The organism is Streptomyces sp. NPDC032091 (genome assembly GCF_055580265.1).
This window is the reverse complement of the sequence record NZ_JBVILR010000008.1, coordinates 258845-285784: the sequence shown is the minus strand read 5'-3', so window position 1 is coordinate 285784 and position 26940 is coordinate 258845. Positions and strand designations below refer to the sequence as shown.

Annotated in this window: 28 protein-coding genes; 15 read left to right on the top strand and 13 right to left on the bottom strand. The window is 74.3% G+C overall.

The window, feature by feature from the left end:
* Nucleotides 1-82 (top strand): aggregation-promoting factor C-terminal-like domain-containing protein (locus tag ACZ5NJ_RS16400; RefSeq protein ID WP_450619489.1); only part of this gene is annotated, 82 nt, incomplete at its 5' end.
* A gap of 147 nt (nt 83-229) precedes the next feature.
* On the opposite strand, the gene ACZ5NJ_RS16395 is transcribed toward ACZ5NJ_RS16400, so the two are convergent.
* A complete protein-coding gene (locus ACZ5NJ_RS16395) occupies nt 230-1177 on the bottom strand; it encodes an NmrA/HSCARG family protein (protein WP_468765554.1) in 948 nt (315 codons plus the stop codon).
* A gap of 235 nt (nt 1178-1412) precedes the next feature.
* Here ACZ5NJ_RS16395 and ACZ5NJ_RS16390 point away from each other — a divergent pair, with 235 nt between their 5' ends.
* The 3 genes from ACZ5NJ_RS16390 (at nt 1413) to ACZ5NJ_RS16380 (ending at nt 4476) form a co-directional block, all read left to right on the top strand.
* A complete protein-coding gene (locus tag ACZ5NJ_RS16390; RefSeq protein ID WP_468765553.1) occupies nt 1413-2417 on the top strand; it encodes a BtrH N-terminal domain-containing protein in 1005 nt (334 codons plus the stop codon).
* Nucleotides 2418-2658: 241 nt separating this feature from the next.
* Nucleotides 2659-3732: a chitinase gene (locus ACZ5NJ_RS16385; protein ID WP_468765551.1), complete on the top strand. Its 1074-nt coding sequence runs from the start codon at nt 2659-2661 to the stop codon at nt 3730-3732.
* Between the two features lie 207 nt (nt 3733-3939).
* On the top strand, nt 3940-4476 hold the full coding sequence (locus ACZ5NJ_RS16380; RefSeq protein WP_468765550.1) for a hypothetical protein: 537 nt from the start codon (nt 3940-3942) through the stop codon (nt 4474-4476).
* A gap of 13 nt (nt 4477-4489) precedes the next feature.
* On the opposite strand, the gene ACZ5NJ_RS16375 is transcribed toward ACZ5NJ_RS16380, so the two are convergent.
* Together ACZ5NJ_RS16375 and ACZ5NJ_RS16370 are read right to left on the bottom strand one after the other, a co-directional pair.
* Nucleotides 4490-5389, bottom strand: a complete 900-nt coding sequence (locus ACZ5NJ_RS16375) for an NAD-dependent protein deacetylase (protein WP_468765549.1) — start codon at nt 5387-5389, stop codon at nt 4490-4492.
* A gap of 89 nt (nt 5390-5478) precedes the next feature.
* Nucleotides 5479-5949 carry a lamin tail domain-containing protein gene (locus ACZ5NJ_RS16370; RefSeq protein ID WP_468765548.1) on the bottom strand — a complete coding sequence of 157 codons (471 nt, stop codon included), beginning with the start codon at nt 5947-5949 and terminating at the stop codon, nt 5479-5481.
* 370 nt (nt 5950-6319) lie between these two features.
* Here ACZ5NJ_RS16370 and ACZ5NJ_RS16365 point away from each other — a divergent pair, with 370 nt between their 5' ends.
* Nucleotides 6320-6982: an AAA family ATPase gene (locus ACZ5NJ_RS16365; protein WP_468765547.1), complete on the top strand. Its 663-nt coding sequence runs from the start codon at nt 6320-6322 to the stop codon at nt 6980-6982.
* On the opposite strand, the gene ACZ5NJ_RS16360 is transcribed toward ACZ5NJ_RS16365, so the two are convergent.
* Nucleotides 6948-8222, bottom strand: a complete 1275-nt coding sequence (locus ACZ5NJ_RS16360) for an FAD-dependent oxidoreductase (RefSeq protein ID WP_468765546.1) — start codon at nt 8220-8222, stop codon at nt 6948-6950. The two genes, ACZ5NJ_RS16365 and ACZ5NJ_RS16360, sit on opposite strands and share 35 nt — an antisense overlap.
* Nucleotides 8223-8349: 127 nt before the next feature.
* Here ACZ5NJ_RS16360 and ACZ5NJ_RS16355 point away from each other — a divergent pair, with 127 nt between their 5' ends.
* Entirely contained in the window at nt 8350-8901 is a 552-nt protein-coding gene (locus ACZ5NJ_RS16355) for a dihydrofolate reductase family protein (protein WP_468765563.1), read from the top strand.
* Between the two features lie 60 nt (nt 8902-8961).
* Here ACZ5NJ_RS16355 and ACZ5NJ_RS16350 read toward each other — a convergent pair whose 3' ends face one another.
* The 3 genes from ACZ5NJ_RS16350 to ACZ5NJ_RS16340 form a co-directional block, all read right to left on the bottom strand.
* Complete coding sequence (locus ACZ5NJ_RS16350; RefSeq protein WP_468765545.1) at nt 8962-9207, bottom strand: hypothetical protein; 246 nt, start codon at nt 9205-9207, stop codon at nt 8962-8964.
* Nucleotides 9208-9277: 70 nt separating this feature from the next.
* Nucleotides 9278-10198 (bottom strand): hypothetical protein, encoded by a 921-nt coding sequence (locus ACZ5NJ_RS16345; RefSeq protein ID WP_468765544.1) that lies wholly within the window; start codon nt 10196-10198, stop codon nt 9278-9280.
* A gap of 214 nt (nt 10199-10412) precedes the next feature.
* Nucleotides 10413-10745 (bottom strand): hypothetical protein, encoded by a 333-nt coding sequence (locus tag ACZ5NJ_RS16340; protein ID WP_468765543.1) that lies wholly within the window; start codon nt 10743-10745, stop codon nt 10413-10415.
* Between the two features lie 159 nt (nt 10746-10904).
* Between ACZ5NJ_RS16340 and ACZ5NJ_RS16335 the strand changes: the two genes are divergently transcribed.
* The 3 genes from ACZ5NJ_RS16335 (at nt 10905) to ACZ5NJ_RS16325 (ending at nt 14260) form a co-directional block, all read left to right on the top strand.
* On the top strand, nt 10905-11669 hold the full coding sequence (locus ACZ5NJ_RS16335) for an alpha/beta fold hydrolase (protein ID WP_468765542.1): 765 nt from the start codon (nt 10905-10907) through the stop codon (nt 11667-11669).
* Between the two features lie 142 nt (nt 11670-11811).
* Nucleotides 11812-13353: an AMP-binding protein gene (locus ACZ5NJ_RS16330; protein WP_468765541.1), complete on the top strand. Its 1542-nt coding sequence runs from the start codon at nt 11812-11814 to the stop codon at nt 13351-13353.
* Nucleotides 13354-13453: 100 nt separating this feature from the next.
* Nucleotides 13454-14260: a neocarzinostatin apoprotein domain-containing protein gene (locus ACZ5NJ_RS16325; protein ID WP_468765540.1), complete on the top strand. Its 807-nt coding sequence runs from the start codon at nt 13454-13456 to the stop codon at nt 14258-14260.
* A 58-nt stretch (nt 14261-14318) separates the two neighbouring features.
* Here the strand turns inward: ACZ5NJ_RS16325 and ACZ5NJ_RS16320 are convergent, their stop codons facing one another.
* Entirely contained in the window at nt 14319-14753 is a 435-nt protein-coding gene (locus tag ACZ5NJ_RS16320; protein WP_468765539.1) for a VOC family protein, read from the bottom strand.
* A gap of 35 nt (nt 14754-14788) precedes the next feature.
* On the bottom strand, nt 14789-15472 hold the full coding sequence (locus ACZ5NJ_RS16315; RefSeq protein ID WP_468765538.1) for a hypothetical protein: 684 nt from the start codon (nt 15470-15472) through the stop codon (nt 14789-14791).
* 208 nt (nt 15473-15680) lie between these two features.
* Between ACZ5NJ_RS16315 and ACZ5NJ_RS16310 the strand changes: the two genes are divergently transcribed.
* From ACZ5NJ_RS16310 to ACZ5NJ_RS16300, 3 genes are all read left to right on the top strand, one after another.
* A complete protein-coding gene (locus ACZ5NJ_RS16310; protein WP_468765537.1) occupies nt 15681-16619 on the top strand; it encodes a helix-turn-helix transcriptional regulator in 939 nt (312 codons plus the stop codon).
* A 63-nt stretch (nt 16620-16682) separates the two neighbouring features.
* Entirely contained in the window at nt 16683-17354 is a 672-nt protein-coding gene (locus ACZ5NJ_RS16305; RefSeq protein ID WP_468765536.1) for a hypothetical protein, read from the top strand.
* Nucleotides 17355-17444: 90 nt separating this feature from the next.
* Nucleotides 17445-17954 carry a RidA family protein gene (locus ACZ5NJ_RS16300; protein WP_468765535.1) on the top strand — a complete coding sequence of 170 codons (510 nt, stop codon included), beginning with the start codon at nt 17445-17447 and terminating at the stop codon, nt 17952-17954.
* Nucleotides 17955-18105: 151 nt separating this feature from the next.
* On the opposite strand, the gene ACZ5NJ_RS16295 is transcribed toward ACZ5NJ_RS16300, so the two are convergent.
* Both ACZ5NJ_RS16295 and ACZ5NJ_RS16290 read right to left on the bottom strand, forming a co-directional pair.
* A complete protein-coding gene (locus ACZ5NJ_RS16295; protein WP_468765534.1) occupies nt 18106-19500 on the bottom strand; it encodes an oxygenase MpaB family protein in 1395 nt (464 codons plus the stop codon).
* A gap of 123 nt (nt 19501-19623) precedes the next feature.
* Entirely contained in the window at nt 19624-20130 is a 507-nt protein-coding gene (locus ACZ5NJ_RS16290; protein WP_468765533.1) for a MarR family winged helix-turn-helix transcriptional regulator, read from the bottom strand.
* Between the two features lie 69 nt (nt 20131-20199).
* Between ACZ5NJ_RS16290 and ACZ5NJ_RS16285 the strand changes: the two genes are divergently transcribed.
* Entirely contained in the window at nt 20200-20913 is a 714-nt protein-coding gene (locus ACZ5NJ_RS16285) for a hypothetical protein (protein ID WP_468765532.1), read from the top strand.
* On the top strand, nt 20910-21713 hold the full coding sequence (locus ACZ5NJ_RS16280; RefSeq protein WP_468765531.1) for an SGNH/GDSL hydrolase family protein: 804 nt from the start codon (nt 20910-20912) through the stop codon (nt 21711-21713). Before ACZ5NJ_RS16285 ends, ACZ5NJ_RS16280 begins: the two co-directional genes overlap by 4 nt.
* Before the next feature lie 65 nt (nt 21714-21778).
* Here ACZ5NJ_RS16280 and ACZ5NJ_RS16275 read toward each other — a convergent pair whose 3' ends face one another.
* Both ACZ5NJ_RS16275 and ACZ5NJ_RS16270 read right to left on the bottom strand, forming a co-directional pair.
* Nucleotides 21779-22261, bottom strand: a complete 483-nt coding sequence (locus ACZ5NJ_RS16275; protein WP_468765530.1) for a DedA family protein — start codon at nt 22259-22261, stop codon at nt 21779-21781.
* A gap of 189 nt (nt 22262-22450) precedes the next feature.
* Nucleotides 22451-24163, bottom strand: a complete 1713-nt coding sequence (locus ACZ5NJ_RS16270) for a helix-turn-helix domain-containing protein (protein WP_468765529.1) — start codon at nt 24161-24163, stop codon at nt 22451-22453.
* A 275-nt stretch (nt 24164-24438) separates the two neighbouring features.
* On the opposite strand from ACZ5NJ_RS16270, the gene ACZ5NJ_RS16265 reads away from it, so the two are divergent.
* Nucleotides 24439-26838, top strand: coding sequence for a xanthine dehydrogenase family protein molybdopterin-binding subunit (locus ACZ5NJ_RS16265; RefSeq protein WP_468765528.1), 2400 nt, complete (start codon nt 24439-24441; stop codon nt 26836-26838).
* Nucleotides 26839-26940 lie beyond the last annotated feature (102 nt).

The window sequence follows — 26940 nt, the reverse complement described above, 5'->3', positions numbered from 1 at the left end:
GTGGGGCCTGGACTACATGAACGACCGCTACGGCAGCCCGGTCGGCGCCTGGAACTTCTGGCAGGCCAACCACTGGTACTAAGCCGCCCACGGCAACCGCCGACGGCAGCACGGCGGACGGCAGCACAGCGGACCGCAGCACAGCGGACACACACCGGCGACGCCCGGCGGGACCTCCCGCCGGGCGTCGCCGCGTGCCGCCCGGCGGTGCGACCGCCCCGCGCGGGTGTCAGACGGAGGCGAACCGGTCCCGGTGGCCGGCCAGCCAGGTGGCGAAGTCCTGGAGCCCCGGATGCAGCGCGCGGACCGCGTCGACGTCCCGGGCGGCGACGAACCGGGCCTCGCAGTCGGCGTAGAACTGGAACATGTTCCCCGCCTCGTCCGCACCAGGGAACCCCAGCGCCCGGAAGGCGTCCGGGGTCAGCGGCCGGTAGCGAACGGGCCGCCCCAGGGCGTCGGTCATCGCCGCCGCCATCTCCGCGAGCGTCAGGTGCTCGCCGGCGATGCTCACCGTCGCCCCGATGAAGTCCGTACCGCCCCGGAACAGGGCGTACGCCGTCCGCCCGATGTCGTCCACCGCGATGCCCGACAGCCGCTTGTCGCCCATCGGGAAGACGAGCTCCAGCGCCCCGTCCTCGGCGGGCTGCGGGGCGAAGGCCCCGTAGAGGTTCTCCCAGTAGAACGTCGTCCGCAGGAACGTCACCGGGACGCCGTCGTCGAGGAAGAAGCGGTCCGCCTCCGCCTTGCCGTCGAAGTGCGGCACCTTGAACCGGCCCTGGAGCGTCGGCATCCGCCCGTCCTCCAGCGGGATGCACTCCCGGGTGTCCTCCAGCGTCGACCACACCGCGTGCTGCACCCCGGCGTGCGAGACGGCCCGCGACAGCGCCGCCGCCTGCGCCTGTTCGTGCGCGGCGTCCATGTCCTCCCAGAAGTTCGTCACGAGGTACGCCCCGTACGCGCCCCGCAGCGCCCCCGCCAGGCTCTCCTCGTCGTCCAGGTCCGCCCCGACCACCTCCGCTCCCAGCCGCTCCAGCTCCCGGGCGGCGTCCGAATCCGGCCGGCGGGTGACGGCCCGCACCGCGAACCCGCCGTCCCGGTCCTCCAGGACCGCCCGCGCCAGGGAACCGCCCTGCTGCCCCGTCGAGCCGAAGACCGTGATGATCCGCTTCCCGTTCATGACCACACTCTCCCGAGCACTCCGCCGAGCCGGCCGCCCCGCACCACGCGGGCGCTGTGCTGCGAACCTACGGCGCCCGCCCGCCCCCCGGCGCGGCCACACGCCGGGGACCACCCCGCCGGCCGCCCACCGGTGTACCGCGACGTCCCCGTCGCCGGCCGCGGCACGGAGGTGAACGGCCCGTACGTACTCAAGGACGGTGCTGAGCTGCTGTTTCCAAGGTTAGGGTGGCCGCATGACCGTGCTCGTATACGAAGACTTCGGCACCCGGCGCCACCGGGAGGCCTCGCTGATCCGCCACGCCCTGGGCAGCGTCCACGACGAGGAGCTCGTGGCCGGCCTGGCCGGCGGCATCGGCTTCATGTACTTCGTCTTCGCGTACGAGGGCAGGCCGCCCCTCGCCACCATCGTGGCCCAGGCGCACCCCGAGCCCTGGGCCCAGGTGGCGCTCGGCCGCCTCGGGGTCCCGTACGAGGCGACCCGGGCGATGAACCCCCGCTGGGGCCGGGTCCGTGCCGCGCTCGACGCCGGGCAGCCCGCCTTCTGCGTGGTCGACCGGGCCTCCCTGCCCTGGCACGGGCCCGACCCGGACGCCGAGATGACCGGCACCGACGCGCACACCGTCGTCATCGCCGGGTACGACGGCGACGAACTGCTGGTCGAGGACGGGGCCGAAACCCCGTACCGGATCGACCGCGAGCGGTTCGGCGCCGCCTGGACCGCGCACCGCAAGGGCCGCCACCAGCTGATCGTGCCCACCGGCCCGCCCGAGGGGGAGCCGGACGTCGAGGGGGCGATCGCCTCCACCGTCAGGCACCTCACCGGGCCCGTCCTGGGGAACGCCTTCGACGTGAACTTCGGCTTCAGCGGCATGGAGAGGCTCGCCGCCCAGCTGCGCGACGACAGCACCGGCGCGGGCTGGGAGCACCGGTTCGGCGGCACGCCGGATGCCTTCCGCGCCAACACCGCCCGGCTGTACGCGGGCCTGGAGGAGGAGTGGACGTCCCCGGGCGCGACCCGGCCGCTGTACGCGGACTTCCTGGACCTCGTCGGCCGTCCCGAGGCCGCCGCACTGCTGCGGGAGTCGGCCGGCCAGTGGTCGGAACTGGCCGCGCTCGCCCGGGACGCGGCCCCCGACGCCGGCCCGGCGCAGCGGCGCGAGCTCTTCGACGCGTGCGCGCATCGGGTGGACCGCTGCCTGGACCTGGAGCGGCAGGCGGTCCGGTCCCTGACGGACTGACGGACTGACGGACTGACGGGCCGGGGTGGCGGCGGCCGGGGCGGCCCTCTCCTGCCGCCACTCTTGACGGATGGTCTGGACCAAACCTACGTTGAGGCGTTGGGGCACCTCGCCCCGCGAACGCTCCCGGGACCCCGTCCCGCCGGCGTTCGCACCCCACGGTCGCACTTCCCTCCCGGTCACCCCGGCCTGCCCGCCCGCCCGCGCGTCCAGGCGCGGACGGCGCGAAGGGAGCACACCCATGCCCCGTCGGACCCTCCGCTTGCTCGGACTCGGCCTCGGACTCGCCGCGTCACTGCTCGCCCCGTTACCCGCCGCGGCGGACACCCCGCCGCCCGCCGGCCCCCGCACCGCCCCCGACACCTGCGCCCTGCGGCCGAAGCCCTCGGGCAAGGTGCTCCAGGGGTACTGGGAGAACTGGGACGGCGCCGCCAACGGCGTCCACCCGCCCCTCGGCTGGATCCCCCTCACCGACAGCCGTATCCGCGGCCACGGCTACAACGTGGTCAACGCGGCCTTCCCGGTCATCCGCTCGGACGGCACCGTCCTGTGGGAGGACGGGATGGACAGCACGGTGAAGGTGCCCACCCCCTCCGAGATGTGCCAGGCCAAACAGGACGGCCTCACCGTCCTGATGTCGATCGGCGGTGCGGCGGCCGGCATCGACCTCGGCTCCACCGCCGTGGCCGACCGCTTCGTGGAGACGATCGTCCCCCTCCTCAAGAAGTACAACTTCGACGGCATCGACATCGACATCGAGACCGGCCTCGTCGGCTCCGGGAGCATCGACCGGCTCTCCCCGTCACAGGCCAACCTGATCCGCGTCATCGACGGCGTCCTCGCCCGGATGCCGGCCGGCTTCGGCCTCACGATGGCTCCGGAGACCGCCTACGTCACCGGCGGCAGCGTGGCGTACGGGTCGATCTGGGGCGCGTACCTGCCCGTCGTCAAGAAGTACGCGGACAACGGCCGCCTGTGGTGGCTGAACATGCAGTACTACAACGGCAGCATGTACGGCTGCGGCGGCGACTCCTACTCCGCGGGGACCGTCGCGGGCTTCACGGCGCAGACCGACTGCCTCGACCGGGGCCTGGTCGTCCAGAACACCACCGTCAAGGTGCCCTACGACAAGCAGGTCCCCGGTCTGCCGGCCCAGCCGGGCGCGGGCGGCGGCCACATGGCCCCGAGTACGGTCGCCCAGGCGTGGAACTCCTACGGCGGCCGGCTCAAGGGACTGATGACCTGGTCGCTCAACTGGGACGGGTCCCGGAACTGGACCTTCGGCGACAACGTCAGGGCGCTCCAGGGGCGTTGAGCCGGACCGTGGCACCTCCGTGCCCCGGCGCACCGGCCGCCGCCGGTCGTACGCCCGCACCCCGTGGGAACACCTGTACGTCAAGAGCCCCCCTCCGCGGTGACCCGCGGAGCTCCCGGTCCCGCGCCGGTGCGCCGGTGCGGGATCATGAGGGGGTCGAACGCGGACGGACGGGGAAAGGGCGCCTTGGTGGAGGAGGAGCACACGATGCAGACGGCGACCGTCGCGGGGCTGCTCGCGGCGGTCGTGGAGAACCAGAGCGGGGCGTTGTGGCGGCTGCGGGGCAGCGACCGGCAGCTCGACGCCAACCTGGTACGCCACCTTCCCGGGGCCGGAGGGGCGCCGTACACCGAGGACGAGGTCGACGTCATGCTGGTCGTCGTCTCGGGCACGGGCATCCTCACCCTGAACGGCACCCAGTCGCACCTGGCGCCCGGCTTCCTGGCCCTGCTGCCCCGCGGAGCCACCCGGGCCCTGCTGGCCGGCCCGAAGGGCCTGGTCGTGCTGACCGTCCACCGCAAACGCCGGGGGATGAGCATCGCCCCGCCGGCCCCGGCCGCGGCCCCCGCGGCCGCCCCCGAGGCGGTCCCGGCTGCCGGGGCTCCCGCCACCCCGGCCACCGAGCCCCCGTCGTGCGCCCTGCACCTGGTCTGCCCCCGCTGCCACCGGCACGCGATAGAGGTCGACGCCCGCTTCTGCTCCGGCTGTGGCACCCGGCTGCCCGGCCGTCCCGCGGGCGGCTGACCGCCCGCCGGGGTCAGTCCGCCGACCCGCCGTCGACGGGCACGCCGAGCCGGTCGGCCACGGTGGTGAGGGCCGCACCGAGCGGGAGCGCGACCCGGGTGACGGCGTGCCGGTCGCCGCGGGTCCGGTCCCGGTTGACGATCAGCACCGGTTTCCCGGCCTCCGCCGCCTGGCGGACGAACCGCAGCCCGGACATCACCGTCAGCGAGGACCCCAGCACCAGCAGCGAGGTCGCCTCCCGCACCAGCCGGCGGCAGTGTTCGACGCGTTGCGGCGGCACGGACTCGCCGAAGAACACCACATCGGGCTTGAGGACGCCGCCGCAGGCCGCGCAGGGCACCACGCGGAAGTCCCCGACCTGCTCCCGGGTGAGGTCGGCGTCACCGTCGGGGTTGATCCCCGCGGCCACGGGCTCGAATCCCGCGTTGGCCTCCTCCAGTCGCCGCGCCAGCTCGCGGCGCGGGCTGAGGGCCCCGCAGGAGAGGCAGAGGACGCGGGCCAGGCTGCCGTGGAGCTCCACGACGTCCTCGCTGCCGGCGGCCTGGTGCAGCCCGTCGACGTTCTGGGTGATCACCCCCGAGAGCAGGCCGTGGCGCCCGAACGCCGCCACGGCCCGGTGCCCGGCGTTGGGCCGGGCCCGGCCGAAGGTGCGCCAGCCGAGGTGGCCGCGCGCCCAGTACCGCTGCCGGGCCGGGGCGTCGGCGGTGAAGTCCTGGTACGTCATCGGGGTGTGCCGGCTCAGGCTGCCGCCCTCGCCGCGGTAGTCGGGGATGCCGGACTCGGTGGAGATCCCCGCCCCGCTGAGCACCAGCACACCGCCGGCGCCCAGCACGTCGGCGACCGGCTGCAGATCCGTGGTTCCCGGCGGCAGGTCCCCGGAGGGGGTCCAGTCCAGGGTGGGACGCGTACGCATGCCTCCAGGGTACGAACCCTCCCGCGGCCCGGACGGGCCGGACGGCCCGGCTCCCGCACCCGGGCGGGTGCGGGAGCCGCAGGAGCCGCTCAGCTGTGGTGGTGTCCGCGCCGGCCCCAGGACTTGGAGTCGAGGACGTTGCCGCGGTCGTCGCGGAGGGTGGCGGTGTCGCGCTCGTCCCAGATCTGCCGGCGGCGGTCCTGGTAGACGTCGTGCTGCGTGTCACGGCCCTGGCCCGTGTGGACCCGGACGCCGGAGCGGCCGGCGAGGCGGAGGTCGTGGAAGCGGTAGCGGTTGCCCTGCTTGTCGGTCAGGGTGTAGCCCCGCAGGTTGACGCTGTGGCGGCCGGTGTTCCTCACCTCGACCCATTCGCCGTTGAGGGCGCGGTCGTCGTGCCCCCGGCCGGCGTTCTCGACGGCGCCGATGACGAGGGCGGAGTGCGTGCCGCGGTGGTCGCGGTGGTGGTCGTCGGCGGCGGCCGGCACCGACGCGGCGCCGATCAGGGCGCCGACCGCCAGAACGGCGGCGAGGGTGCGGCGGGTGGCGAGGGAAGCGGACATGCGGATGGCTCCTTCAACGGTCGGCACGGCCCGGCCTCGTGGCGGCCGGGCGGGCTCCGAACAGTCCCGGCGTCCTGCCGAGGAGCCACACTCTGGTCCTCGTCGAATCCTCAAACCTGCGTAGACATGACGTATTGCCCAAACTAGACATTTCCGTGACCCTTCCTTGTAGGGGCGGGGAAGAAGGCCAGGCCAGGCGGCCCGCCGGACCGGCATCCGCGGGGAACGGGGGCGCCCGGGTGCCGGATAGGGTCGGGGAGGGCCGGACACCGCACCGCGGTGCCGGGGGACCCCCGGGCCCCTCGTACGCCACCCGGCATGGGAGTAGGAGCACGATGTACCGTCCGCTGCGGCCGAGGCCGGCCCTGACGTGAACGACGCGAAGCCGGCCGTGGACCGAGGACGGAGCTCCGTCCGCGACATCGCCCCGCAGGGGATCGTCGACCTGAGGGGCCGTAACGACGAGGCCGTGCGCCTGTCCTACCCGCGGGACGCCGTCGTCGTCATAGCCGGGCTCCCGGGCAGCGGGAAGAGCACCCTGCTGCGCGCGTGGGCCGGTTCGGGGACCGTGCTCGACCCGCGCCGCACACGCGCCTCCTGCGAGGCGTTCATGCCTTCCTGGCTCCCCTACGCGGTGTACCGGCCCGTGGCGCGGCTGCACCACCTGCGCACGATACGCAGGCGGATGCGCGGCACCGGACCGCTGCTCGTCCACGACTGCGGCAGCCGGCCCTGGCTGCGCCGCTGGCTGGCCCGCAGCGCCGAGCGGACCGGACGGCCGGCGCACATGGTGCTCCTCGACGTCGGCGCCCAGGAGGCCCTCTCGGGGCAGCAAGCCCGCCGGCGCCTCACCTCGCCCCGGGTCTTCGCCACGCACGCACGGGGTCTGGCGGCCCTCCTCACCGGCATCGAGGGAGGCGGCCCGTCCGGGCCCACCGGCTTCGCCTCCGTGGTGCTCCTCGACCGGCGGCTGCGCGACTCCTCGCCCCGCGCCCGGTTCACGGGACCGCCCCCGGCACGGCGGGAGCCCTGAGGTCGGCGAGCACCTCGCGGGCCGCCCTCGCCCCCGAGGCGAGCGCTCCCTGGAGCGAGCCCGTCGCACGGTGGTCCCCGCAGACGTAACGGCCCGGGGCGAAGCGGGTGGTCCGGGTGAGCGGGAGCGGCGGCGGCATGGCGGGCAGGGCGTGGCGCACCGTCACGCGGTGCACCGGCTCCCAGCTTCCCGTGTCCGCGCCGTACGCCTCGGCGAGGGCGGAGACCACCGCCGCCTCCTCCGCCGGACCCGGGGCCCCCAGCACGGACGTCGACACCAGGGCCCTGCCGTCACCGGAGTACCCGGGCTGGACCTCGGTGAGGACGCACGAGTTCAGGAACCGGCGGCGCGCGTCGACCAGCAGGGTGGGTTCGCGCAGCGGAGAACGTCCCACCGCGTGGTACAGGGTCGTGACGGTCCGCCCCTCCGGCGCCCGCAGGCCGGGCAGCAGGCGTGCCGCCGCGCCGGCTCCGGTGGCGACGACCACGGCGCGCGCCCACAGTTCCCCGCCTGCGCACACCACTCCGCCCGGAGCCAGTCCGGAGACCTGTGACGAGGTGCGCAGGACGCCCGGGGGCAGGCCCGCGGCGAGTTGCGCCGGTACCGCGCCGATCCCGTCGCGGGGCAGACAGAGCGTGCCGCGCAGCATGCTGCGCCAGACCAGGTGGAAGAAGCGCGCGGAGGTCTCCAGGGAATCCTCCAGGAACACGCCCGACAGGAAGGGCCGCAGGTACGTCTCGACGAACTCCTCGGACAGGCCCGCGTCGGCCAGGGCCGTCCGCGTCGTGACGTCCGGCCGGGCCCGCACACGGGACGCGGGCTCCAGCAGGGAGCGGGCCGAGAGGACGCCGAAGGCGAGCGCGTCGCGCGGACCGACCCGCCCGCCGGTCAGCAGCCCGATGCCGTCGCGGGGGCGGCGGGTGGGGTCGGCGAGTCGGACCCGCCCGGCGTCGGTGTGCACCAGGACCCCGGGGGTGAACGGCCGCAGGAACAGGGCGCGCAGGTCGAGGCGGCGTCTGACCTGCGGATAGCAGGTGTTGAAGACCTGGAAGCCACGGTCGGCGGTGAAGCCCGCCACCCGGTCGGTACGGATCCGGCCGCCCACCGCGTCCCCGGCCTCCAGCAGCCGCACGCGCAGCCCGGCCGCGCGGAGGTCCGAGGCGCACGCCAGCCCGGCCGCCCCCGCCCCGACGACCACGGCGTCGTACGCGTACCGGTCGTCGCCCCGTGCCTCGGCCATGAACGCCCCGCCTTCCCGTCTCCCGCCGCCTCGGGCCGCCAGGCTACGCGCGGGGCCTCCCGCGTGTTCCGTGCCGCGCCGCGCACACTGGACGGAGGAAGGGGAGGCAACCGTGCTGATCTACTCCATGAACGTCTCGGTGGACGGCTACATCAAGGACCGCGAGGGCGGGTTCGGGTGGACGGAGCCCGAAGAGGAGCTGTTCCGTTTCCACCTCGCGCAGACGGGCCGGCTCGGCGCCCACCTGTGCGGTCGCCGGCTCTACGAGACCATGCTCGTGTGGGAGACGGACCCGGCGCTGCGTGCCGACGCGCTCGGGGACGCGTTCGCCGACGTCTGGTGCGCCCTGCCGAAGATCGTCTTCAGCCGTACCCTCGACACCGTCGAGGGCAACGCACGCCTCGCGCGACGGCCGCTGGCGCAGGAGGTCGCCGCGGCGCTCGACGCGTCCGACGGGGACGTCGCGATCGGCGGCGCCGGCCTGGCCGCGGAGGCGATCGGCCTCGGTCTCGTCGACGAGCTGCGCATGGTCCGCCACCCGGTCGTCGTCGGTGGCGGCACGCCGTTCCTGCCGCCGGTCACCGCCCTCCTGCGGCTGGACCTCGTCGAGACGAGGACGATCGGCTCCCACGTGGTCTACGAGCGCTACGCCCGCACCCCCGGGGAGAAGACGGGCTGACCTCGGGCACGCCCGCGCGCCCGGCCGGCGCTGCTCCGGCCGGGCGCGGTCCCGGTGCGCTCAGGCTTCGCCGTCTTCGCCCTCGGCCGCCGGGCGACGCCGGTCACCCCGGAGCCTCTCGCGCTCCTCGCCCTTCTCGTGCTTCTCGTGCTCCTCGCGCTCGGCTTCGTCGAGCTCGCGCATCCGGCGTTCGACGCCTTCCCGCAGGCTCTCCCGTTCGGGAGGCCCGGGCTTCGACCCGGGTCGTCGGATCATCTCGCGCAGGCGATCCGCGCGCTCCTTGCGTCGCTGGGTGTCCTCACTCACGACGGCCTCCCTGCCAGGCGGGCTGAAGGTGCTACGCGACCGATTGTCCTCCGCACCTGCGCACCTCCGCCTACTTCCCCTTCCCCTTGGCCTTCGCCTTCGCCTTGCCGGCCTTCGTCTTCCCCTGTCCCTCGGCCTTGAAGGCGTCCGCCGCCGGGTTCGCCGCCTTCAGCCGCTCGATCTGGGCCCGCCATGCGTCGGCCCGGGCGCTGGTGGACTCGTGGACGCGGGCCGTGAGGGCGCGCGCCGCCTGATAGGGCTTGGAGGAGGGGCCGCTGGCGGCGAGGCGGCTGACGGTCTTGGTCTGGGCGTCGATGGCCTCGCGGATGCTGCCGCCGCCCGACAGCTTGCCGAGCTTGCGGAACGTCGGCGCCTTGCCGTCGAACCAGGTCTGCTGCCACCACTCGTCCGCGACCGGGTCCCGCCAGGAGATGTACCCGCCGCGCAGGATCGTCCGGGGCGCGGTGATGTGACCGCCGAAGCTGTAGCGCACGCCCGCGACGGTGACCGGATCGTAGAAGCGCGGGGTGAAGAAGTCGGAGACGAGCAGGCCGTTGACGGTGTAGCCGAACTCCTCGGCCTCCGACGGGTCGGAGACCTCCACGAGGAACTCGACCTGTCCCTGGTCGGGGTGCGGGGACTTGCCGGAGACCACACGGTTGCCGAACGGGTCGCCCAGCATTTCCAGCATCTCGTGGCTGGCCGTCAGCGACCAGCTGCCGCTGAACTCGATCAGGGAGTACGGCTGCCCGTTCTCGTCCGTGTGGAACCCCGCCGCGCCGCTCACCTCGTCGACGACGATCAGCGGCCAGTACCCGACGGGTACGTCCTCCAGCCTGTCGAACGCGTCCACGGTCGCGTTCACTTGCCACAGGGGTGCGAAGTCGCGCGTCGCCTGTTTCTGGAGCGCGGCGGCGACGCGGTTGAGCTGCGAAGGGGTGATCTGGTTGGTCTTGGTCTCGGATACGAGAGCGAGCTGGTTGACGAGCATGGTCGCGGCTGGCCTTCCGTTTCGGGACGGCGGCGGCTTGGAACCGATCCGGCTCCCCAGCCGCCAGACCCGTCGAGCGTGACCGAGCGGCGGCCCGATGGTGGGGGGACGTGTCCTGACCCGCCGGAGAGACCAGCCGAATGGCGGTTTACCGGAAGGCGTCGACCTGAACCCGCCCAACCCTCGCCGCCGGCCGCTGCACTCGCCCCGCCCGTCACATGGCGCTCGTCAGCAGGATCACCGCCACCGGGGGGAACAGAGCGGCCCGCCCGGCCCAGCGTCCGGCGACGGCCAGGTCCGGGCGGGCGGACAGCAGCCGGGAGGCCGCGACCAGGAGCGGGGTCGCCGTCCAGGACGACCACCACAGGGCCGTCGTGACGGCCACCGTCCCCGGGTGGGCGTCCGTCGCCATCGGTGCGAGGCCGCCGAAGAGGAAGGCCACGGGGATCAGGGCCACCGTCCAGGCCGTCGTCCACATCGACGCCCCGCCCGTGCCGGGCCGCCCGGAGGCGGCGTCGGTGGGCGGGGACGGGTTCGTTTCGCGCATGACCCCAGCCCACCGGATTCCCGTTCCGGCCGCATGAGCGGAGGTACTCAGGCCGCCCCCGGCCCCGTGCTCATCCCAAGCGCCTCCGCACGGCCGCAAAGGGGATCATGGGATGGTCACATCCCCCGACTGTCGGTGCCGGGTCCTATGATCCGCCGCATGCGTACGTACTTCGGAGCCGGTGGGCGGAAACTGTCGTATCTGGACTTCGGCGGTCCCGGGGCACCGCTGCTGGCCCTGCACGGGCACTACAACGAGGCGGCGGCGTTCGCACCGCTGGCCGCGGAGCTGGCGCCGCGGTGGCGGGTGATCGCGCTCGACCAGCGCGGCCACGGGGAGTCCGACCGCGCCCCGGACTACGGCCGCGACGGCTACGTCGCCGACCTCCTCGACTTCCACCGGCACCTCGCGGTCGGCCCGGTACCGGTGCTGGGCCACTCCCTGGGCGGGGTGAACGCCTACCAGTTCGCCGCGCGCCACCCGGACCGGGTCGGCCGGCTGATCGTGGAGGACATCGGGGCGGTCGTCGACTGCGACTGGTCGTTCACCACGCGCCTTCCCCGTGCCGCCCCCTCGCGGGAGGCCCTCGTCGCCGCCCTGGACGCGGCGGCGCCCTATCTGGAGTGCTCCTTCCGGCAGCGGGACGGGGGTTGGGGCTTCTCCTTCGACGCCGACGACACCGTGGCGTCCCAGCGGGCGCTGTGCGGCGACCACTGGGACGACTGGACGGCGGTGTCCTCCCCCACCCTGCTGGTCCGCGGGACGGAGAGCGACGAGCTGGCGGCCGGACACGCCCGGGACATGGTGGCCCGCCGGGGCGCGGGTGCCCGCCTGGTCGAGCTGACGGCCGGTCACGTCGTCCACCACGACGCCCCGTCCCGCTTCGCCGCCGAGGTCGACCGCTTCCTGTCGGAGCCCGGCTGAGCGACGTGCCCGGCGGCGTCACGCACCGCACCGAGCCGATCCGGGCGGCCCGCGGTGGCCGGATGTCGGCGTCCGACTTGGGCTTGTGGATCACCGGCCGCTAATCTCCGCCTAGTTGCTCAAGTCAACCAATAGGATCGGTATGGACGGCACCACCGAACACTTCCACAGCCACGTGGAGGAGATACTCGACACCCTGGCCAAGGAACCCGCCCGTGAGGCCCTGGTGCACGGGGACCGGCGCATCAGCGCGGGCGAACTGCGCGGCCTCGTCCACGCCATGGCCCGCGCCCTGCGTTCCCAGGGGATCGGCCGCGGCCAGACGGTCACCCTCCTCTCCGGCAACCTTCCCGAGACCCTCGCGGCCCGCTACGCCGCAGGGCTCCTCGGCTGCGCCGTGAACCACCTCTACGGCGGCCTTTCGGCCGATGTGCACGCCGACATCCTCCGGGACGTCGAGACCCGCGCGCTGATCGCGGACCCCGCCCACCACGAGCGCGCCGCCGACCTGGGCCGCCGGGTGCCGCTCGATCGGGTGCTGGTCCTCGGCGGCGGCACCGGCACGGGCGTCGACCTGACGGCACTCGCCGCCGGCGCCTCCACCGAGGCCTTACAGGGCGAGGCGCGTCCGCAGGACATCTGCACCATCCGCCACACCGGCGGCACCACCGGGCACCCCAAGGCCATCTGCACCACCTTCGAGCAGTGCGCGTCGATCGGACCGCGCTGGTCGCAGGAGGAGCCGGTCAGGACCCTCGTGTGCACCACCCTCGCGCACGCGGCGGGCCTCATGGCGGACACCACACTGCTCGGCGGCGGCACCGTCGTCCTGCTGGACGGGTTCGAGGCCGGCGCCGTGCTCGACGCCGTCGAGCGCGAACGCGTCACCCACATGTTCCTGCTGCCGCCACTGCTCTACCAGTTGATGGACCACCCCCGGATCGACCGGGCCGACACCTCCAGCCTGCGCGTGCTCACCTACGGGGGCTGCGCCTCCTCCCCGGCCCGCCTCGCGGCGGCGGTCCGGCGCTTCGGCCCCGTACTGACCCAGTTCTACGGACAGAACGAGGCGGGCGGCATCAGCCTGCTCACCCCCGAGGACCACGACCCGCGCCGCCCGGAGCTGCTGCGGACCGCCGGGAAGGCCATGGAGGGCGTCGAGGTCGCCGTCCTCGCCCCCGACGGGCGGCACCTGCCCGCCGGCGAGCACGGTGAGATCTGCGTACGCTCCCCCCACGTGATGAAGGGCTACTGGAAGCAGCCCGAACTCACCGCCGAGGTCCTGCGGGACGGCTGGCTCCACACCGGGGACATCGGCTACGTCGACGCGGACGGCTACCTCACGATCGTGGACCGGCTCAAGGACATGATCGTGGTCGTGGGGGGCCACGTGTACACCGTGGAACTCGAAGACGTGCTCAACTCCCATCCGCAGGTCCAACAGAGCGCGGTGCTCGGAGTCCCCGACGCCAACCTGATGGAACGCGTGCACGCCGTCGTCGTCCGCACGCCCGGCGGCACCGTCGGCGAGGAGGAACTGCGCGCCCTGGTACGGGAGCGGAAGGGCGCCATGTACGAGCCCGCGCGCATCGCCTTCGTCGACGCGCTGCCCCTCACCGACGCGGGCAAACCGGACAAGAAGCTGCTCCGCAGCCGCGCGCTCCCGCCGGCCGGAGGCCGGTGACCGCAGCCCCGCCGGGACGGCCGGTTCGCGTCCTTGTGGGGGAGGTCCGGGCACAGGAGGATCCCCCTCGACCCGATGGGAGCGGCAGAAGGGGGCGGCGATGGGGTTGTGGGGGGTTCTCGGGAGGGCGGGGCTCGTGGTGGTCCTGGCGGGCGCCGGGCCGGCCGGGGGCGGAGCGGCGCAGGCCGCGCCCGCCGGCCCGGAGCTCGCGGTGCAGCGGACCACCAGGCTGCTCGACGGCGACGTCGTCGGGTTCTCCGTCAAGGGCGGACCGCCCAAGGCGTACGTATGGGTGGAGATGTGCGCTCCGGACACGGTGGCGGGAGCCTGCGACGAGGCCACCGGGCGGCAGTTCCGGGTGCTGCCGGACGGCACCCTCGACCCGTCTCCCAAGAAGCTCTACGCACAGCTCGCCACCGGTGCGGGCACCTTCGACTGCCGTACCGCCGCCGCGGCGCACCCGTGCCGGCTGGCCCTGACGGACAACACCGGCGCCGTCCTGACCACCGTCCCGCTGGCCTTCCGGCCCCACGGCGCGCCGGAGGCGCCCCCTACGGTCCGTGTGGACCCCTCCGAGGGCCTGGTGGACGGCCAGTCCGTGCACGTCACCGGGCGCGGTTACGAGCCGCAGTACCACTCGCTGGTCATGGAGTGCGTGGCGGGCTCCACCGAGGCCACCGGCTGCCGCCCCCGGAGCCGCCCGCCCGCCACGACGGACCGGGGGCGGCTGGACGAGACGGTCGCGCTCTCGGCGACCTTCACCACCGTCGACGGGCGCACGGTCGACTGCCGGGTCGCGCCGGGCTGCGAGGTCGTCGTCTTCGGGACCCGGGTGCGCGGCCCGCACGCGGTGTCCCGTCCGGTTCGCTTCGCTCCGGCGGTCACACCGGCGGGCCGTGCGGGGTGACCGGCCGCCGCCGGGCGGGGCGGGGTGGCCACGGCCGGGGCGGGGGAGTCCGTCCGGCTCAGTGGCCGCCGAAGTCGGGGAGGGTGATCGAGCCGTCCTCGTTGAACGGGAACCCGGGATTGTGGGCGATCTCCCAGGCGTGTCCGTCGGGGTCGGTGAAGGCGCCGGAGTAGAACCCGACGGCGTTCACGGTGGCGGGCCTGGTGACCGTCGCGCCGGCCCGTTCCACCGTGGCGAGCAGGGCGTCCACCTCCGCGTCGGAACGGACGTTGTGCGACAGGGCGATCCCGCCGAAGCCGGTCGCCGGGCCCGGCTCCAGGCCGCACTCCCGGGCGAGTGCGCCGCGGTCCCACAGGACGAGTGCCAGGCCGCCCGCCTGGAAGAAGACGGTCTCCTCGACCTCCTGCCCCCGCCAGCCGAGCGCCTGGTAGAAGGCCTTGGCGCGGGCGAGACCGGAAACCCCGAGCGTGACCAGGGTGATGCGCTGCTCCATGGGGCCACGGTATGCCCCGGCGGGCCCGGGGTGGTTCAGCCGCAGGTGGACACGGAGCAGAGGCCGACCCTGCTGATGCCGGGCAGCCGGGCGATCTCCCGCCTCAGGCTCGCGCGCTCCGGCTCGGAGAGCCCGTCGGGGAAGCGGACGTCCAGGTGGGTGCCGCCGTCGGACTCCGATCCCCACACGTGCGTCGCCCCGTACTCCGTCAGGCGGCTTTCGATGGTCCCGATGGGCGGCCTCGCTCCGGGGCTGATCTGGGCCCGGTAGGTGTGGGGCGGGGTCCACACGGGGGCGAGGTAGAAGTGCCAGACGTAGGCGGCGCAGCACGCGAGCGCCGCCGCCGTCACCACGGCCCCCAGGGCGCCGGCCACCCGCGCGGTGACAGGGCGCCGGCGCGGGTCCGCGTACGCCGCGAGCAGGAGCAGCAGGGCCGACGGCCAGAACAGGAACATCCCCAGCATCACGCCCAGCAGCCCCCAGCAGAGGAGCCCGAGCCCCGCGGCCACGCAGGCGGGGCCGAATCCCGACGACCGGTGCGTGCGCAGGGTCAGCAGCGGGAGCGCCACGGGAATGGCCGTCAGGACGAACAGCCCGCCGACTCCGCTCGGAAACCCCCAGGCCACGACGGGCACGGCGACCACGGTCGCGGCCACGGCCAGGCCCTTGCGGAGCCAGTGGACGGGCGCCGCGACGTCCGGGTCCCGGTCGACTTTCATGATCCCCCCAATGAATTGAACACGTTCAACTGAACGCGTTCAGTGTACGGGCTGCGCGGGCCCGTGCAAAGTGGCCGAAGGGGTGCGGCGCGGGCCCGGCCGGCCGGGGGCGGTTTTCGTCCGCCGCACGGTCGGCGTAGCGTCGTAGGCCCAGGAACCGCGCGGCCCCGGCCGGCGGCCCGGCGTCGTGTCGCGGAAGGTGCGGATCGTGGAGCGGTTGTCGTTCGCCAGTGAGAGCCTCAGCGAGACGGAGGCCTTCCTCTCCTCCGCCTACACGCCGATGCGCATCGGCGGCCGCCCCGAGCGGACCGGCACCCGGGTCGAGCGGCGCGCGGCCCCCGGGCTGACCGTCGACGAACTCGCCTTCGACTACACGATGGCCTACGACGCCGGCTGCCTGGAGCGGATCTGCCTGCTGACGATCCACGACGGCACGGTGGTCGACACCACCGGCGGCCAGGAGGAGATCCACGGGCCCGGCGAGACCTTCCTCATCGCCCAGCCGGACCGGCCGTATACCGGCGAGGTGCGTGCCGCCTCCTACACCATCACCATGTTCGACCCCGGCCTCCTCACCGGTGTCGCCGCCGCCCCCGGCCCCGTACGCCTGACCGGACAGCGCGCGCACGACGCCGCAGCCGACCGGCTCCTGGCGCGGACCGTCGCCTACCTGCGTGACGACGTCATGGCCGGACCGGCGGCCCAGGACCCGCTCGTCGTCGCCACCGCCGTGCGCCTCCTGGCCGCCACCGCCCTCGCCGCCTTCCCCCACACCGACGCCGACCCCACCCCCGCACGGAGGGACAGGCGGGACGCGACGAGCGACACCCTGCGCCGCGCCATCGACTTCATCGAGGCCAACGCCCACCGCGACATCGGCCTCGCCGAGATCGCCGCCTCGATCCCGCTCAGCCCCCGGGCCGTCCAGTACGCCTTCCACCGGCACGCCGGGACCACCCCCCTCGCCTACCTGCGACGGGTCCGCCTGGCCCGCGCCCACGCCGAGCTGAAGTCCGCCGACCCGGCCACGGCCTCGGTCACCGCCATCGCGGCGAAATGGGGCTTCGGGCACTTCGGGCGCTTCGCCGGGGCCCACCGTGCCGCCTACGGCGTCAGCCCGGCCTCCCTCCTGCGCACCCGCCGCTGACCGGGGCGCGCCCTGCCCTACGATCGGGGAGCACCCGTACGAGGAGCGAAGGAGCGGCACCCCATGGCGATCGAGAGGCCGGGCAGGCCCGAGGACCTCCCCGCGGCCGAACTGTTGTGGGCCCGCTGGGCGTTGGCCGCCGTGCTGGAGGCCACCGCGGACGCGGAGACGCACGGCGTCCACCGCACCGGCACCTGGATCGACGGGGCGGGACTGCACCTCGACGACTGCGGCTGCACCTGGTGGACCCTCGCCCCGATGGGCCAGGGCCGCTACGTCCTCTACGGCGAGGACGAGTCCAGCGGGGTCAAGTGGCACGACCCGGAGATCGACATGCTGGCCCAGGCCCCCGACTGGCTGCCGTTCGAGCGGCTGCGGGAGCTCCTGGACGGCAAGGAACTGGGCTGCGTCTACTGGTACGAGGACGGCGCCTGGGCCCGTGCGCCCTACCCGGACGGACTGCCGGACGACGGCCTGGACTGCGGCATGAGCCGCTTCGCGGTCCGCGAGGAGGCCCTGGACCTGCTGGTGCGCTCCGAGCGGGGCCTGCCCCGGGAACGGGCGGCGCACCTGCTGAGCGTGGCGGAGGCCGGCCGTCTCACCCGTCCCGAGGCCGAAGCGTTGCTCGTCCCCGATGACGGCGGCGAGGACGGGGACGGGGACGAGGAGGCGGAAGCCGACCGGCAGGCCGTCCTGCGCGCACTGGAGCGCTCCGGCCTCTCCACCTCCGGCTGACCTCCGCTCGATCCCCGTACGAGGAGTTCTCCTTCCGCCCGTGACAGCGTCAGGGCTCCAGGCTCCACCGGGGACGAAAGGACCAAGGGAATGACCAAGTCAGGGCGCAGGTTCGGCATCGGCGCCGTGGCGGCCGCGATCGTGGCCGCGATGATCACCTTCACGGCGCCGGAGGGGGCCAGCGCGCAGGACCAGGCGCGCCGGGGCTGGGACCACTTCGGGTTCGGGGTGCCGTGGGAGGAGTCCTACGGCTACTCGCAGGGCATCAGGGCCGGGGACACGATCTACATCTCGGGGCAGGTCTCCCACGACGCGGCCGGGAACTTCGTGGGCGCCGGCGACTTCGAGAAGCAGGTCCGCACCTCGTTCGACAACCTGGACAAGGTCCTCGCCCACTACCGGGTCCCGCGCAGCCAGATCATCAGCATGAAGATCTTCACCAAGGACCTCCGCCAGAACTTCGACACGGCCGCGCGCCTGCACAAGGAGTACGTCGGCAACCACCGCACGACCGACACCATCGTCGGCGTCAGCGACATGTCGGTCCCCGAGCAGCTCGTCGAGATCGAGGCCATCGTCCAGGTCTCCCCGCGCTCCTGACCACCCGCCCCCGGCCGGCCCGGCAGAACCCCTGCCGGGCCACCCGCGGTTGACGGCCTCCGGGCACCGTGACGGCCCTGTGGGCCGCAGGGGCGACCCGGACCACCGCCGGCCACGGCATCAGCGGCCCGCGCGGGCGCGGAATTTCGCTTCAGGCCCGCCCGAGCAGCCCCGCCCCCGCCGCGCCCGCGGTCCGGGCGGTGAAGAAGGCGCAGAACGCGGTGACGAACTCCTCCTCGTCGACCTGGCCGTCCCCGTCCGCGTCCAGCTCCCGGAACCCGTCGTTGAGTTCGGCCGGGTGCACCCGCGGGCCCCCGAACAGCCGCCGGTACTCGTCCGCCCCCAGGTGGCCGCTGCCGTCGGTGTCGGCCGCCCGGAACAGGGCCCGCACGGCCGGTACGAGGCCCTTCTCCAGGTACCCCGGGTCACGGTCCACCCCGGCCAGCATCGCGGACACGAACTCGCGGCAGTCCACGCCCCCGTCGCCGTCGGTGTCGGCCGCCCCACGGAGCTGCCGCCACCAGCCCTCGAACGCGGCGTACACCTCGTCCTCCCGCTCGGCGGGCAGTTCGAGCCGCCAGCAGACGGTGTGGACCATGGCCTGGAGGTCGGCGGAGTCGACCCGGCCGTTGCCGGTCTGGTCCAGCACCTGGCGGAAGAACGCCTCCAGCCGGGCCGGACGCGAGTCGCCCCCGTTCCGGGCCCGGGGGACCGAGGCCCGGGCGGGCGCGGGTGCCCCGCTCACCGACCGGTGGCGGTAGCGGATCCGGTCGGGAGCCAGCTGCATGGCGTGGCGCAGCCCGTGGTGCAGGGTCCACGACAGCGCGGCGCCCGCGGGGCCCCGCGAGGTCCCGAACCGCTCGTGCCAGGCCGGCGGGAGGTCGCTGACCGTGAGGGCGGCCAGCGCACGGGCGACCACGACCCGCAGCAGCGGCCACGCGGGCGCGAGCCGCCCCAGCCGGCGCGGGGCGGGGGCCTGGCGGAGCATCCCGTGGAGCAGGTCGCGCACCTCGGGGCCGTACTCCAGGACCTCCCGGACCATCCGCTCGACGTACGCCGGGACCTCGGCGGCGCCGGCCGGGAGCACCTCGACCGGGATCCCGAGGGCGGTGCACACCTCCAGGAACTCCGCGTACAGCATGTCGCGTTCGGCGGGGGACAGGGGATCCCCGGACAGTTCGCGCATCGCGGTCATGGACTCGTACAGCGTCACCATCACCCAGCCGCGCACCTCGGGATCCTCGGCGCTGTACGGCCGGCCGGCCGCGTCGGTCCCGCTGATGCGGCGGTGCGTCCGCCCGAGCCGGGCCACCTCCAGGCGCCGTTCCTCCGGCCCGGCGAAGAACAGCCGGCTCCCGCTCTCCATGGTGTGCTCGATCCGCCGCCAGGGGTGGGCGCGGTAGGTGGAGTACCGGTCCATGCCGGCGGCGACGACGGGGTGGGCGATCTGCAACACGAGCAGGCGCCAAGCCACCAGGCCCATGCGTCGCTCACCGAGGGTCCGCCGCAGCAGGGTCTCGACGGCGGGTAACGCCACAGAAGTCACAGGAGTTTCCGTTCCTCACAGGAATACCAACACCCCTACAACGCTCCCGCCCCCTACCCGTCCCACCCGACCCTGGGTCTCCACCCTGACGTGCGTCCCCCCGAACGCCCGCACGCCTCGGCTTCAGCCGCGGCCGCGGTAGCCGGGGTGGACTCCCGGCGTCAGTTCCTGTTCGGTGGCGACGCGTTCGAGGAGCCCCAGGAGCTGCGCGCGCTGCTCCGGGTCGAGGGCGGCCAGCAGGGCGTCCTCGTGCGCGGCCGCCGCGCGGGAGACCTCGCCGAGGGCGCGCCCGCCCCCCGCCGTGAGGTGGAGTTCGTGGTTGCGGCGGTCCTCGGCGCTGCGGCGCCGTTCGACGAGGCCCTTGCCCTCCAGGCCGTCGATGAGCGTGACGACACGGCTCGGTACGACGCCCAGCTCCTCGGCGAGGGCCCGCTGACTACGGCCCGGCTGACCGGCGATCATGCGCAGCAGCCCGACGTCCGCCGGGGTCATCCCCAGGTCGCCGACGCGCTCGGCGAAGCGTCCCGCGGCGTGCGCGCCGATCTGGGCGAGGAGGAACGCGGCTCCTCGCGGCCCGGTGGCCGGGGCGGGGCCCGTCGTACGCGCTTGCGCTTGCCGAGGACTGTTCACCCGCCTATCGTAAGCGACGCGCAATGATTCTCCTCGCTGAACCATTAAGTTGAGAGAACGGATACTGCCGTGACCACCACCTCCCAGGCGCCCCCGCAGGCCCGCCGTGACCCGCAGGCCGGGCCGCCGCCCGGCGTCCTCGCGGTCGTCTTCACCGCCCTCTTCCTCGCCGGGCTCGGGCTCGCCGTCCTCCTCGCCGACGGAGCGGTCTTTCCCTCTCCCTTCGGCCCCGCCGACACGGTGACCTCCTACTTCCGCGACCACACCGGTGCGGTCCGGGTCTCCGGCGCCCTGCAGTTCGCCGCCTCGGTGCCCCTCGCGATCTACGCCGCGACCGTCTCGGCGCGGCTGCACAGACTCGGGGTCCGCGCCCCCGGCGCCACCATCGCCCTCACCGGAGGCGTCCTGGCCTCCGCCTTCCTCGCCTGCTCGGGACTGGTCACCTGGGTGCTGTCCCGGCCCGAGGTCGCGGGGCGCCCCGACGTCGTACGGGCCCTGCACCACCTGGCGTTCGGGCTCGGCGGGCCCGCCCACGTCGTCTTCCTGGGGCTGCTGGTCGCCGGCATCGCCGTACCCGGACTGCTGGCGGGCGTGCTGCCGCGCGCCCTGGCCGTCGCGGGCCTGGCCGTGGCGGCGGTGGCCGAACTGTCCACGCTGGTCCTGCTGACCGACGGCGCCGCCCTGCTGCTGCCCGTCGCCCGGTTCGCCGGCCTGCTGTGGCTGATCGCGGCGGGCTTCCTGCTGCCGCGCCGCCGGGTCCGTACGGAGGCCCGACCGTCATGACGGACACCACCGCCGTCCCCGACCACGACCGGGCGGAACGGATGCTCCGCTTCCACCGGCCCGAGACGGCCCTGCGCCACCTCGGCCCCGCCCCCGACGAGGCCGTCCTCGCCCCCCTGTTCGGCCTCGACCGCACCCGCTACCGGACGCACCTGGACCGGCTGGAGGAGCGCAACCGCAAGGCCGCCGCCGCGCTGGCGGCCGCGCCGGGGGCGGCCGCACGCCTCGCGGGGCTGCCGTTCCGGCCGGGCGAGCACGTCGTGGCCGTCGGGGAGAGCACCACCGCCGACCGGCTCTCCTGGTTCGAGATCCTCCGGCACCTGCTGCCGGAGGGCGTCCGCTGCACCAACCTGGCCGTACCGGGCAGTACGACGGTCCAGGCCCTGGCGGCCGTTCCGCTGCTCGCGGCGCAGCGGCCGGACTGGGTGCTGTGCATGCTGGGGGCGAACGACGCCCAGCGGCTGGACGGGGTCCCGCTGGTCGCCGCCGCCGAGACCCGTCGCGCCCTGCGGGCCCTGCGCGACCTCACGGTCGGCCGGACCGGGGCCCGGTGGATCCGGCTCACCCCGACCGGTGTCGATCCCGGGCGCGTCGCGCGGTACGCGCACTTCCGGCGGGCCGGGCTCGGCTGGGCCCCCGCGGACCTCGACGCGCTCGCGGAGTTCCTGCTCGCGGAGCCCGGGACCACGGTCGACACCCGGGCCGCCGCGCACGGCCGTCTGGAGGAGGACGGCGTCCACCTCACCCCGGACGGCCAGCGCCACGTCGCGGCGGCCGTGCTCGGCGCGCTCGGAGGGTGACGGCGATCCCCTCGCATGCGGGCGGTCCCTCGGGTGCGGGCGATCCCTGGCGGGCGATCCGGGGCTCAGGATTCCCCGGCCGCGGTGTCACCGGCGGAGCGCGCCGTCCTTCTCCTGCGGTACACCACCGCCCCGCACACCGCGAGGAGGAGGACGGCCACGGCCGACACCCCGAGGGCCGTCCGCTCGGCGAAGAGCCGCCCCAGCACTTCGAGGAGGCCGAGCCCCGCGGTCGCGTAGATCAGCGCCCAGGCCGCGCCGCCCACGAACAGGGCGGGGAGGTAGCGGGGCAGGGGCATCCGCATGCTGCCGGCGAGGAAGTTGGCGGCGGTCTGGAGACCCACGGTCAGGAAGGAGACGGCCACTCCCGGCGCGCCCCACCGCTGGATCGCGCGCTCGACCCGCAGGAACCTGGCCGAGGAGATCCGCCCGGCGAGCCGGCTGCGCCGGGCGCCGGCGCCGGCCAGCCATCCCAGGGCGAACGTCCCTCCGGCGCGGAGCAGCACGATGGCGTACAGGGCTCCGGCCGTGACCGCGACCTTATCCACGGCTCCTCCGGTCACTGTCCCTCACCTGTATCCCGCCTCTGTCCGATCCGTCCGATGGGCCGCCTCACCCGTGCTGTGGTACCGGAACCCCGGACCCGCGCGCAGGCAAGGTAAGCCTAACCGAACGTGCATGCGGCGACTTGATTCCCGGTCCAGAGCCCTGAGCCGTACGGGGCCGCCCCTGCGGCGTCAGCCCGCCCTCAGGGCCGCGAGGAAGTCGAGGCGGGTTTCGAGGGAGGCGAGGTCGCGCCCCGTGAGCTGCTCGATACGGGTGACGCGCTGGCGCAGGGAGTTGACGTGGAGGTGGAGTTCGGCGGCACAACGCGTCCAGGACGCGTCGCAGTCGAGGAACGTCCTCAGCGTGCGCAGCAGCTCGGTGCGGTGGCGGCTGTCGTGATCGCGCAGGGGGCCGAGGAGACGGGCGGCGAAGGCGTGCAGGGTTTCGGCCGGAAGGAGGGACAGCAGGGACAGGACGTGTGCGGTCAGGTCGTCCGGGCCGCGCACGGCCACCGGCTCCGGGGCGTTCAGGGCGGCGCGCAGCGCGGTGCGGGCCTCGTCCAGCGCGCGGCGTGCGCCCGCGGCGGTCTCCACCGGGGAGCTCACGCCGACGCACACCCGGTCGGCCGGGCCGAGCCAGCGGGCGAGCGCCGCCGTGAGGCCGCGCTGCACGGCGGCGGGGTCGACCGCCGGCCCGACCGCCTGCCCGGCCGCCGGCCCGGACGGCGTGTCCGGGGGAGTGCCGGTGACGGGGCCCGGTACCAGGACGAGGAGGACGGCCTGGTCGCCGTCGGTCGTGGCGGCGATGTCCCGCGGTGACACCGGCACCGGGCCGGCCGGCCGCAGCAGCGCCTCCTCCAGCAGGACGCGCAGGGCGGCGGCCGGGACCGGGCGACCGCCCGGCCGCAGGCCCTCGGCGACCACGAACTGGCAGGGCGGCCAGTGCGTCACCCGGCTGACCAACGCCTGCGCGGTGGCGCTCAGCCGGACGGGGATCTCCTCCGCCGGCACGCTGCTGTACAGGAGGGGGAGGAGCCGGCCGGCCAGGTCGTGGAGCGCGGCCTTCCCGTGCTCGTGGGCCGACCGGGCATCGGCGATCAGTTCGACCGTGCGGTCGAGGAGCTCCTTCTCGGGAGCCGGCCAGGCCGAGGTGTCGGCCTCCACGACGAGCAGCCAGTCACCGAACTCGGCCGCCTCGTCCCGGTCCGGCGGCCCGCCGGGACCCGGTACCGCGAACAGTGAGTGGGTCCGGTCGCCGATCGTGACCCGGTGCGCGGCGGGCCCGCCCGAGCGGCGTGCGGACAGGTACCTCGCCGCGAGCGCGGCCGCCGTCTTCGCGTGCAGCGCGGGCCGGGCCCCGGCGATCTGACGTCCGGTCACGGACAGGACGCGCACGGCGACCCCCAGGCTCCGCCGGACGAGTTCCAGGACGGCGTCCGGGGCCGACGCCCCGTCGGCGAGGAGCCTGCGGTGGCGCTCCACCCGGGCGGCCAGGTCGGCGGTGGGCCGGCCGGGCAGCCGGCGCAGCACGTACTCCGTGACGGCGGCGAACGGTGTCTCCGGGCCGACGGCCACGAGCGGCAGACCGTGACGCCGGCACGCCCGCACGAGGTCGTCCGGAACGTGTCCGTGCGCGGCCTCCCCGGCGGCGAGGGCCGCCACGCCCGCCCGGGCGAGGGCGCCCACGAAGGGCTCGGCGTCCCCGTCCCCGCGCCACCACGCGAGTTCGCTGAGGACGAGCTCCCCGCCGTGCAGGAACCGTCCGGGGTCGGCCAGGTCGAGGGTCGGGACCGCCCGTACGTCACGGTCGAGCACGTCCGCGGCGGTCTCACCCTCACCGCCGTCCCGTCCCACGAGCAGCACCAGCCCCAGCCCGTCGGCGTCCAGAAGTTCACGCAGCCGCATGATCGCCCCCCTCAGGCCCCACCCTTGCACCACCGGGATCATCGCAGCTCACCGGCGTACGGGCAGGGGAAAGCACGTTCTTCCACAGGCGGCGGGGCGCAGGCTCTGAGGGATCGGTGACTGCCCCGGCGGCCGGACCGCGCTGTCTACTTCTGCGCAGCCGGCCCGGCACGGGACGTGCCGCGCACGGGGGTCGCGGCACGGCCGGCGGTCCGCACCGGCATCCCGGAAGCACCAGGCACCACGAGCACCAGGAAGAAGAGGCGGTCTGCACCATGGCTCGAACTCGAACCACCACCGGCGTCCCCACCGACGTCTCCCAGGGCTCCCGGACCGCCCGGGGAGGCATCGGCGAGTCGACGCTCCGCCCGGACGGCACCCTCAAGGTCACCGGTGAGTTCGCGTACTCCTCGGACCTGTGGCACGAGGACATGCTGTGGGGTCAGATCCTGCGCTCCACCGTCGCGCATGCCGAGATCGTGTCCATCGACACCGCCGAGGCCCGGGCCCTGCCCGGAGTGCGCGCGGTGCTGACCTACGACGACCTGCCGGCCCCGGTGAAGTACTACGGCATGGAGTTCCGGGACACCCCGGTCCTCGCCCACCGCAAGGTCCGTCACCACGGTGAGCCGGTCGCCGTCGTGGCCGCCGACCACCCGGAGACCGCCCGCCGCGCGGCCGCCCTGATACGGATCGCATACCGCGAGCTGCCCCTCGTCACGGACGAGGCCTCCGCGACCGCACCGGACGCGGTCCTCGTCCACGAGGACCGCGACGACCACCACGCCGCCCACGTCCCGCACCCCAACATCGTGCACCGCCAGCCCATCATCCGCGGCGACGCGGACGCGGCCGCCCGGCGCGCCGACGTCATCGTCACGGGCGAGTACACCTTCGGCATGCAGGATCAGGCCTTCCTCGGCCCGGAGTCCGGTCTCGCGGTCCCCGCCGAGGACGGCGGCGTCGACCTCTACGTCGCCACCCAGTGGCTGCACTCGGACCTCAAGCAGATCGCACCGGTGCTGGGGCTGCCCGAGGAGAAGGTCCGCATGACCATGGCCGGTGTGGGCGGTGCCTTCGGGGGCCGCGAGGACATCTCGATGCAGATCCTCGCCCCCGTGCTCGCCCTGCGTACCGGGAAGCCGGTCAAGATGGTCTACAACCGCTTCGAGTCCTTCTTCGGCCACGTGCACCGCCACCCGGCGAAGCTCCGGTACGAGCACGGCGCCACCAAGGACGGCAGGCTCACGCACATGAAGTGCAGGATCGTGCTCGACGGCGGCGCGTACGCCTCGTCCACGGCCTCGGTCGTCGGCAACGCCGCCTCCCTCTCGGTGGGCCCGTACGTCATCGACGACGTGGACATCGAGGCGATCGGCCTCTACACCAACAACCCGCCCTGCGGTGCGATGCGCGGCTTCGGCGCCGTCCAGGCCTGCTTCGCGTACGAGGCCCAGATGGACAAGCTCGCGGCGAAGCTGGGCATGGACCCGGTCGAGTTCCGCCGGCTCAACGCCATGGAACAGGGCACCGTCATGCCCACCGGCCAGCCGGTCGACCACCCGGCCCCGGTCGCCGAGCTGCTGCGGCGGGTCAAGGCCCGCCCGCTGCCGCCGCGGCGCCAGTGGGAGACCGCCGACGGCGAGGCCGACGTGCGCGCCCTGCCCGGCGGCCTGTCGAACACCACGCACGGCGAGGGCGTCGTCCGCGGCGTCGGCTACGCGGTCGGCATCAAGAACGTCGGCTTCTCCGAGGGCTTCGACGACTACTCCACCGCCCGCGTGCGCCTGGAGGTCCTGGGCGGCGAGCCCGTCGCGATGGTCCACACGGCCATGGCGGAGGTCGGCCAGGGCGGTGTCACCATCCACGCCCAGATCGCCCGCACCGAGCTGGGCGTCGACCGGGTCACCATCCACCCCGCCGACACCCGGGTCGGTTCGGCGGGTTCGACCTCCGCGGGCCGCCAGACGTACATGACCGGCGGCTCCGTGAAGAACTCCTGCGAACTCGTCCGCGCGAGGGTCCTGGAGATCGGACGGCGCAAGTTCGGCGCCGGCCACCCGGCGTGGGCCGGAGCGGGCCTGCGCCTGGCGGACGGCAAGGTCGTCACCGCCGGGGGCGAGGTCCTCGCCGCCGTCGCGGACGTCCTGGAGGACGAGGCCGTGGAGATCGAGGCGGAGTGGCGGCACCGCCCCACCGAACCCTTCGACCGCGTCACGGGACAGGGCAACGGCCACGTCCAGTACTCCTTCGCCGCACACCGGGCGGTGGTGGAGGTCGACACCGAACTCGGCCTGGTGAAGGTCGTCGAGCTGGCCTGCGCGCAGAACGTGGGCAGGGCGGTCAACCCGCTGTCGATCGTCGGCCAGATCCAGGGCGGAACCACCCAGGGGCTGGGGGTCGCGGTGATGGAGGAGATCATCGTCGATCCGAAGACGGCGAAGGTGCGCAACCCGTCCTTCACCGACTACCTGATCCCGACGATCCTCGACACGCCGACGATCCCCGTCGACTACCTGGAACTGCCCGACCCGCACGCCCCGTACGGGGTGCACGGCATCGGCGAGGCCCCGACCCTCTCCTCCACCCCGGCCGTCATCGCGGCGATCCGCGACGCCACGGGCCTGGCCCTGGACCGCACCCCGATCCGCCCCGAGCACCTCACCGGCCTGTGACCGGCGGTCCCACCGCAGGCAGGCCGTGAAGAACCCCCGGGCCGCGCCCAGGCGCTGGAAGTCCCTGCCCAGGACGAGGTTCACGGGCGCGCCGGACGTCGC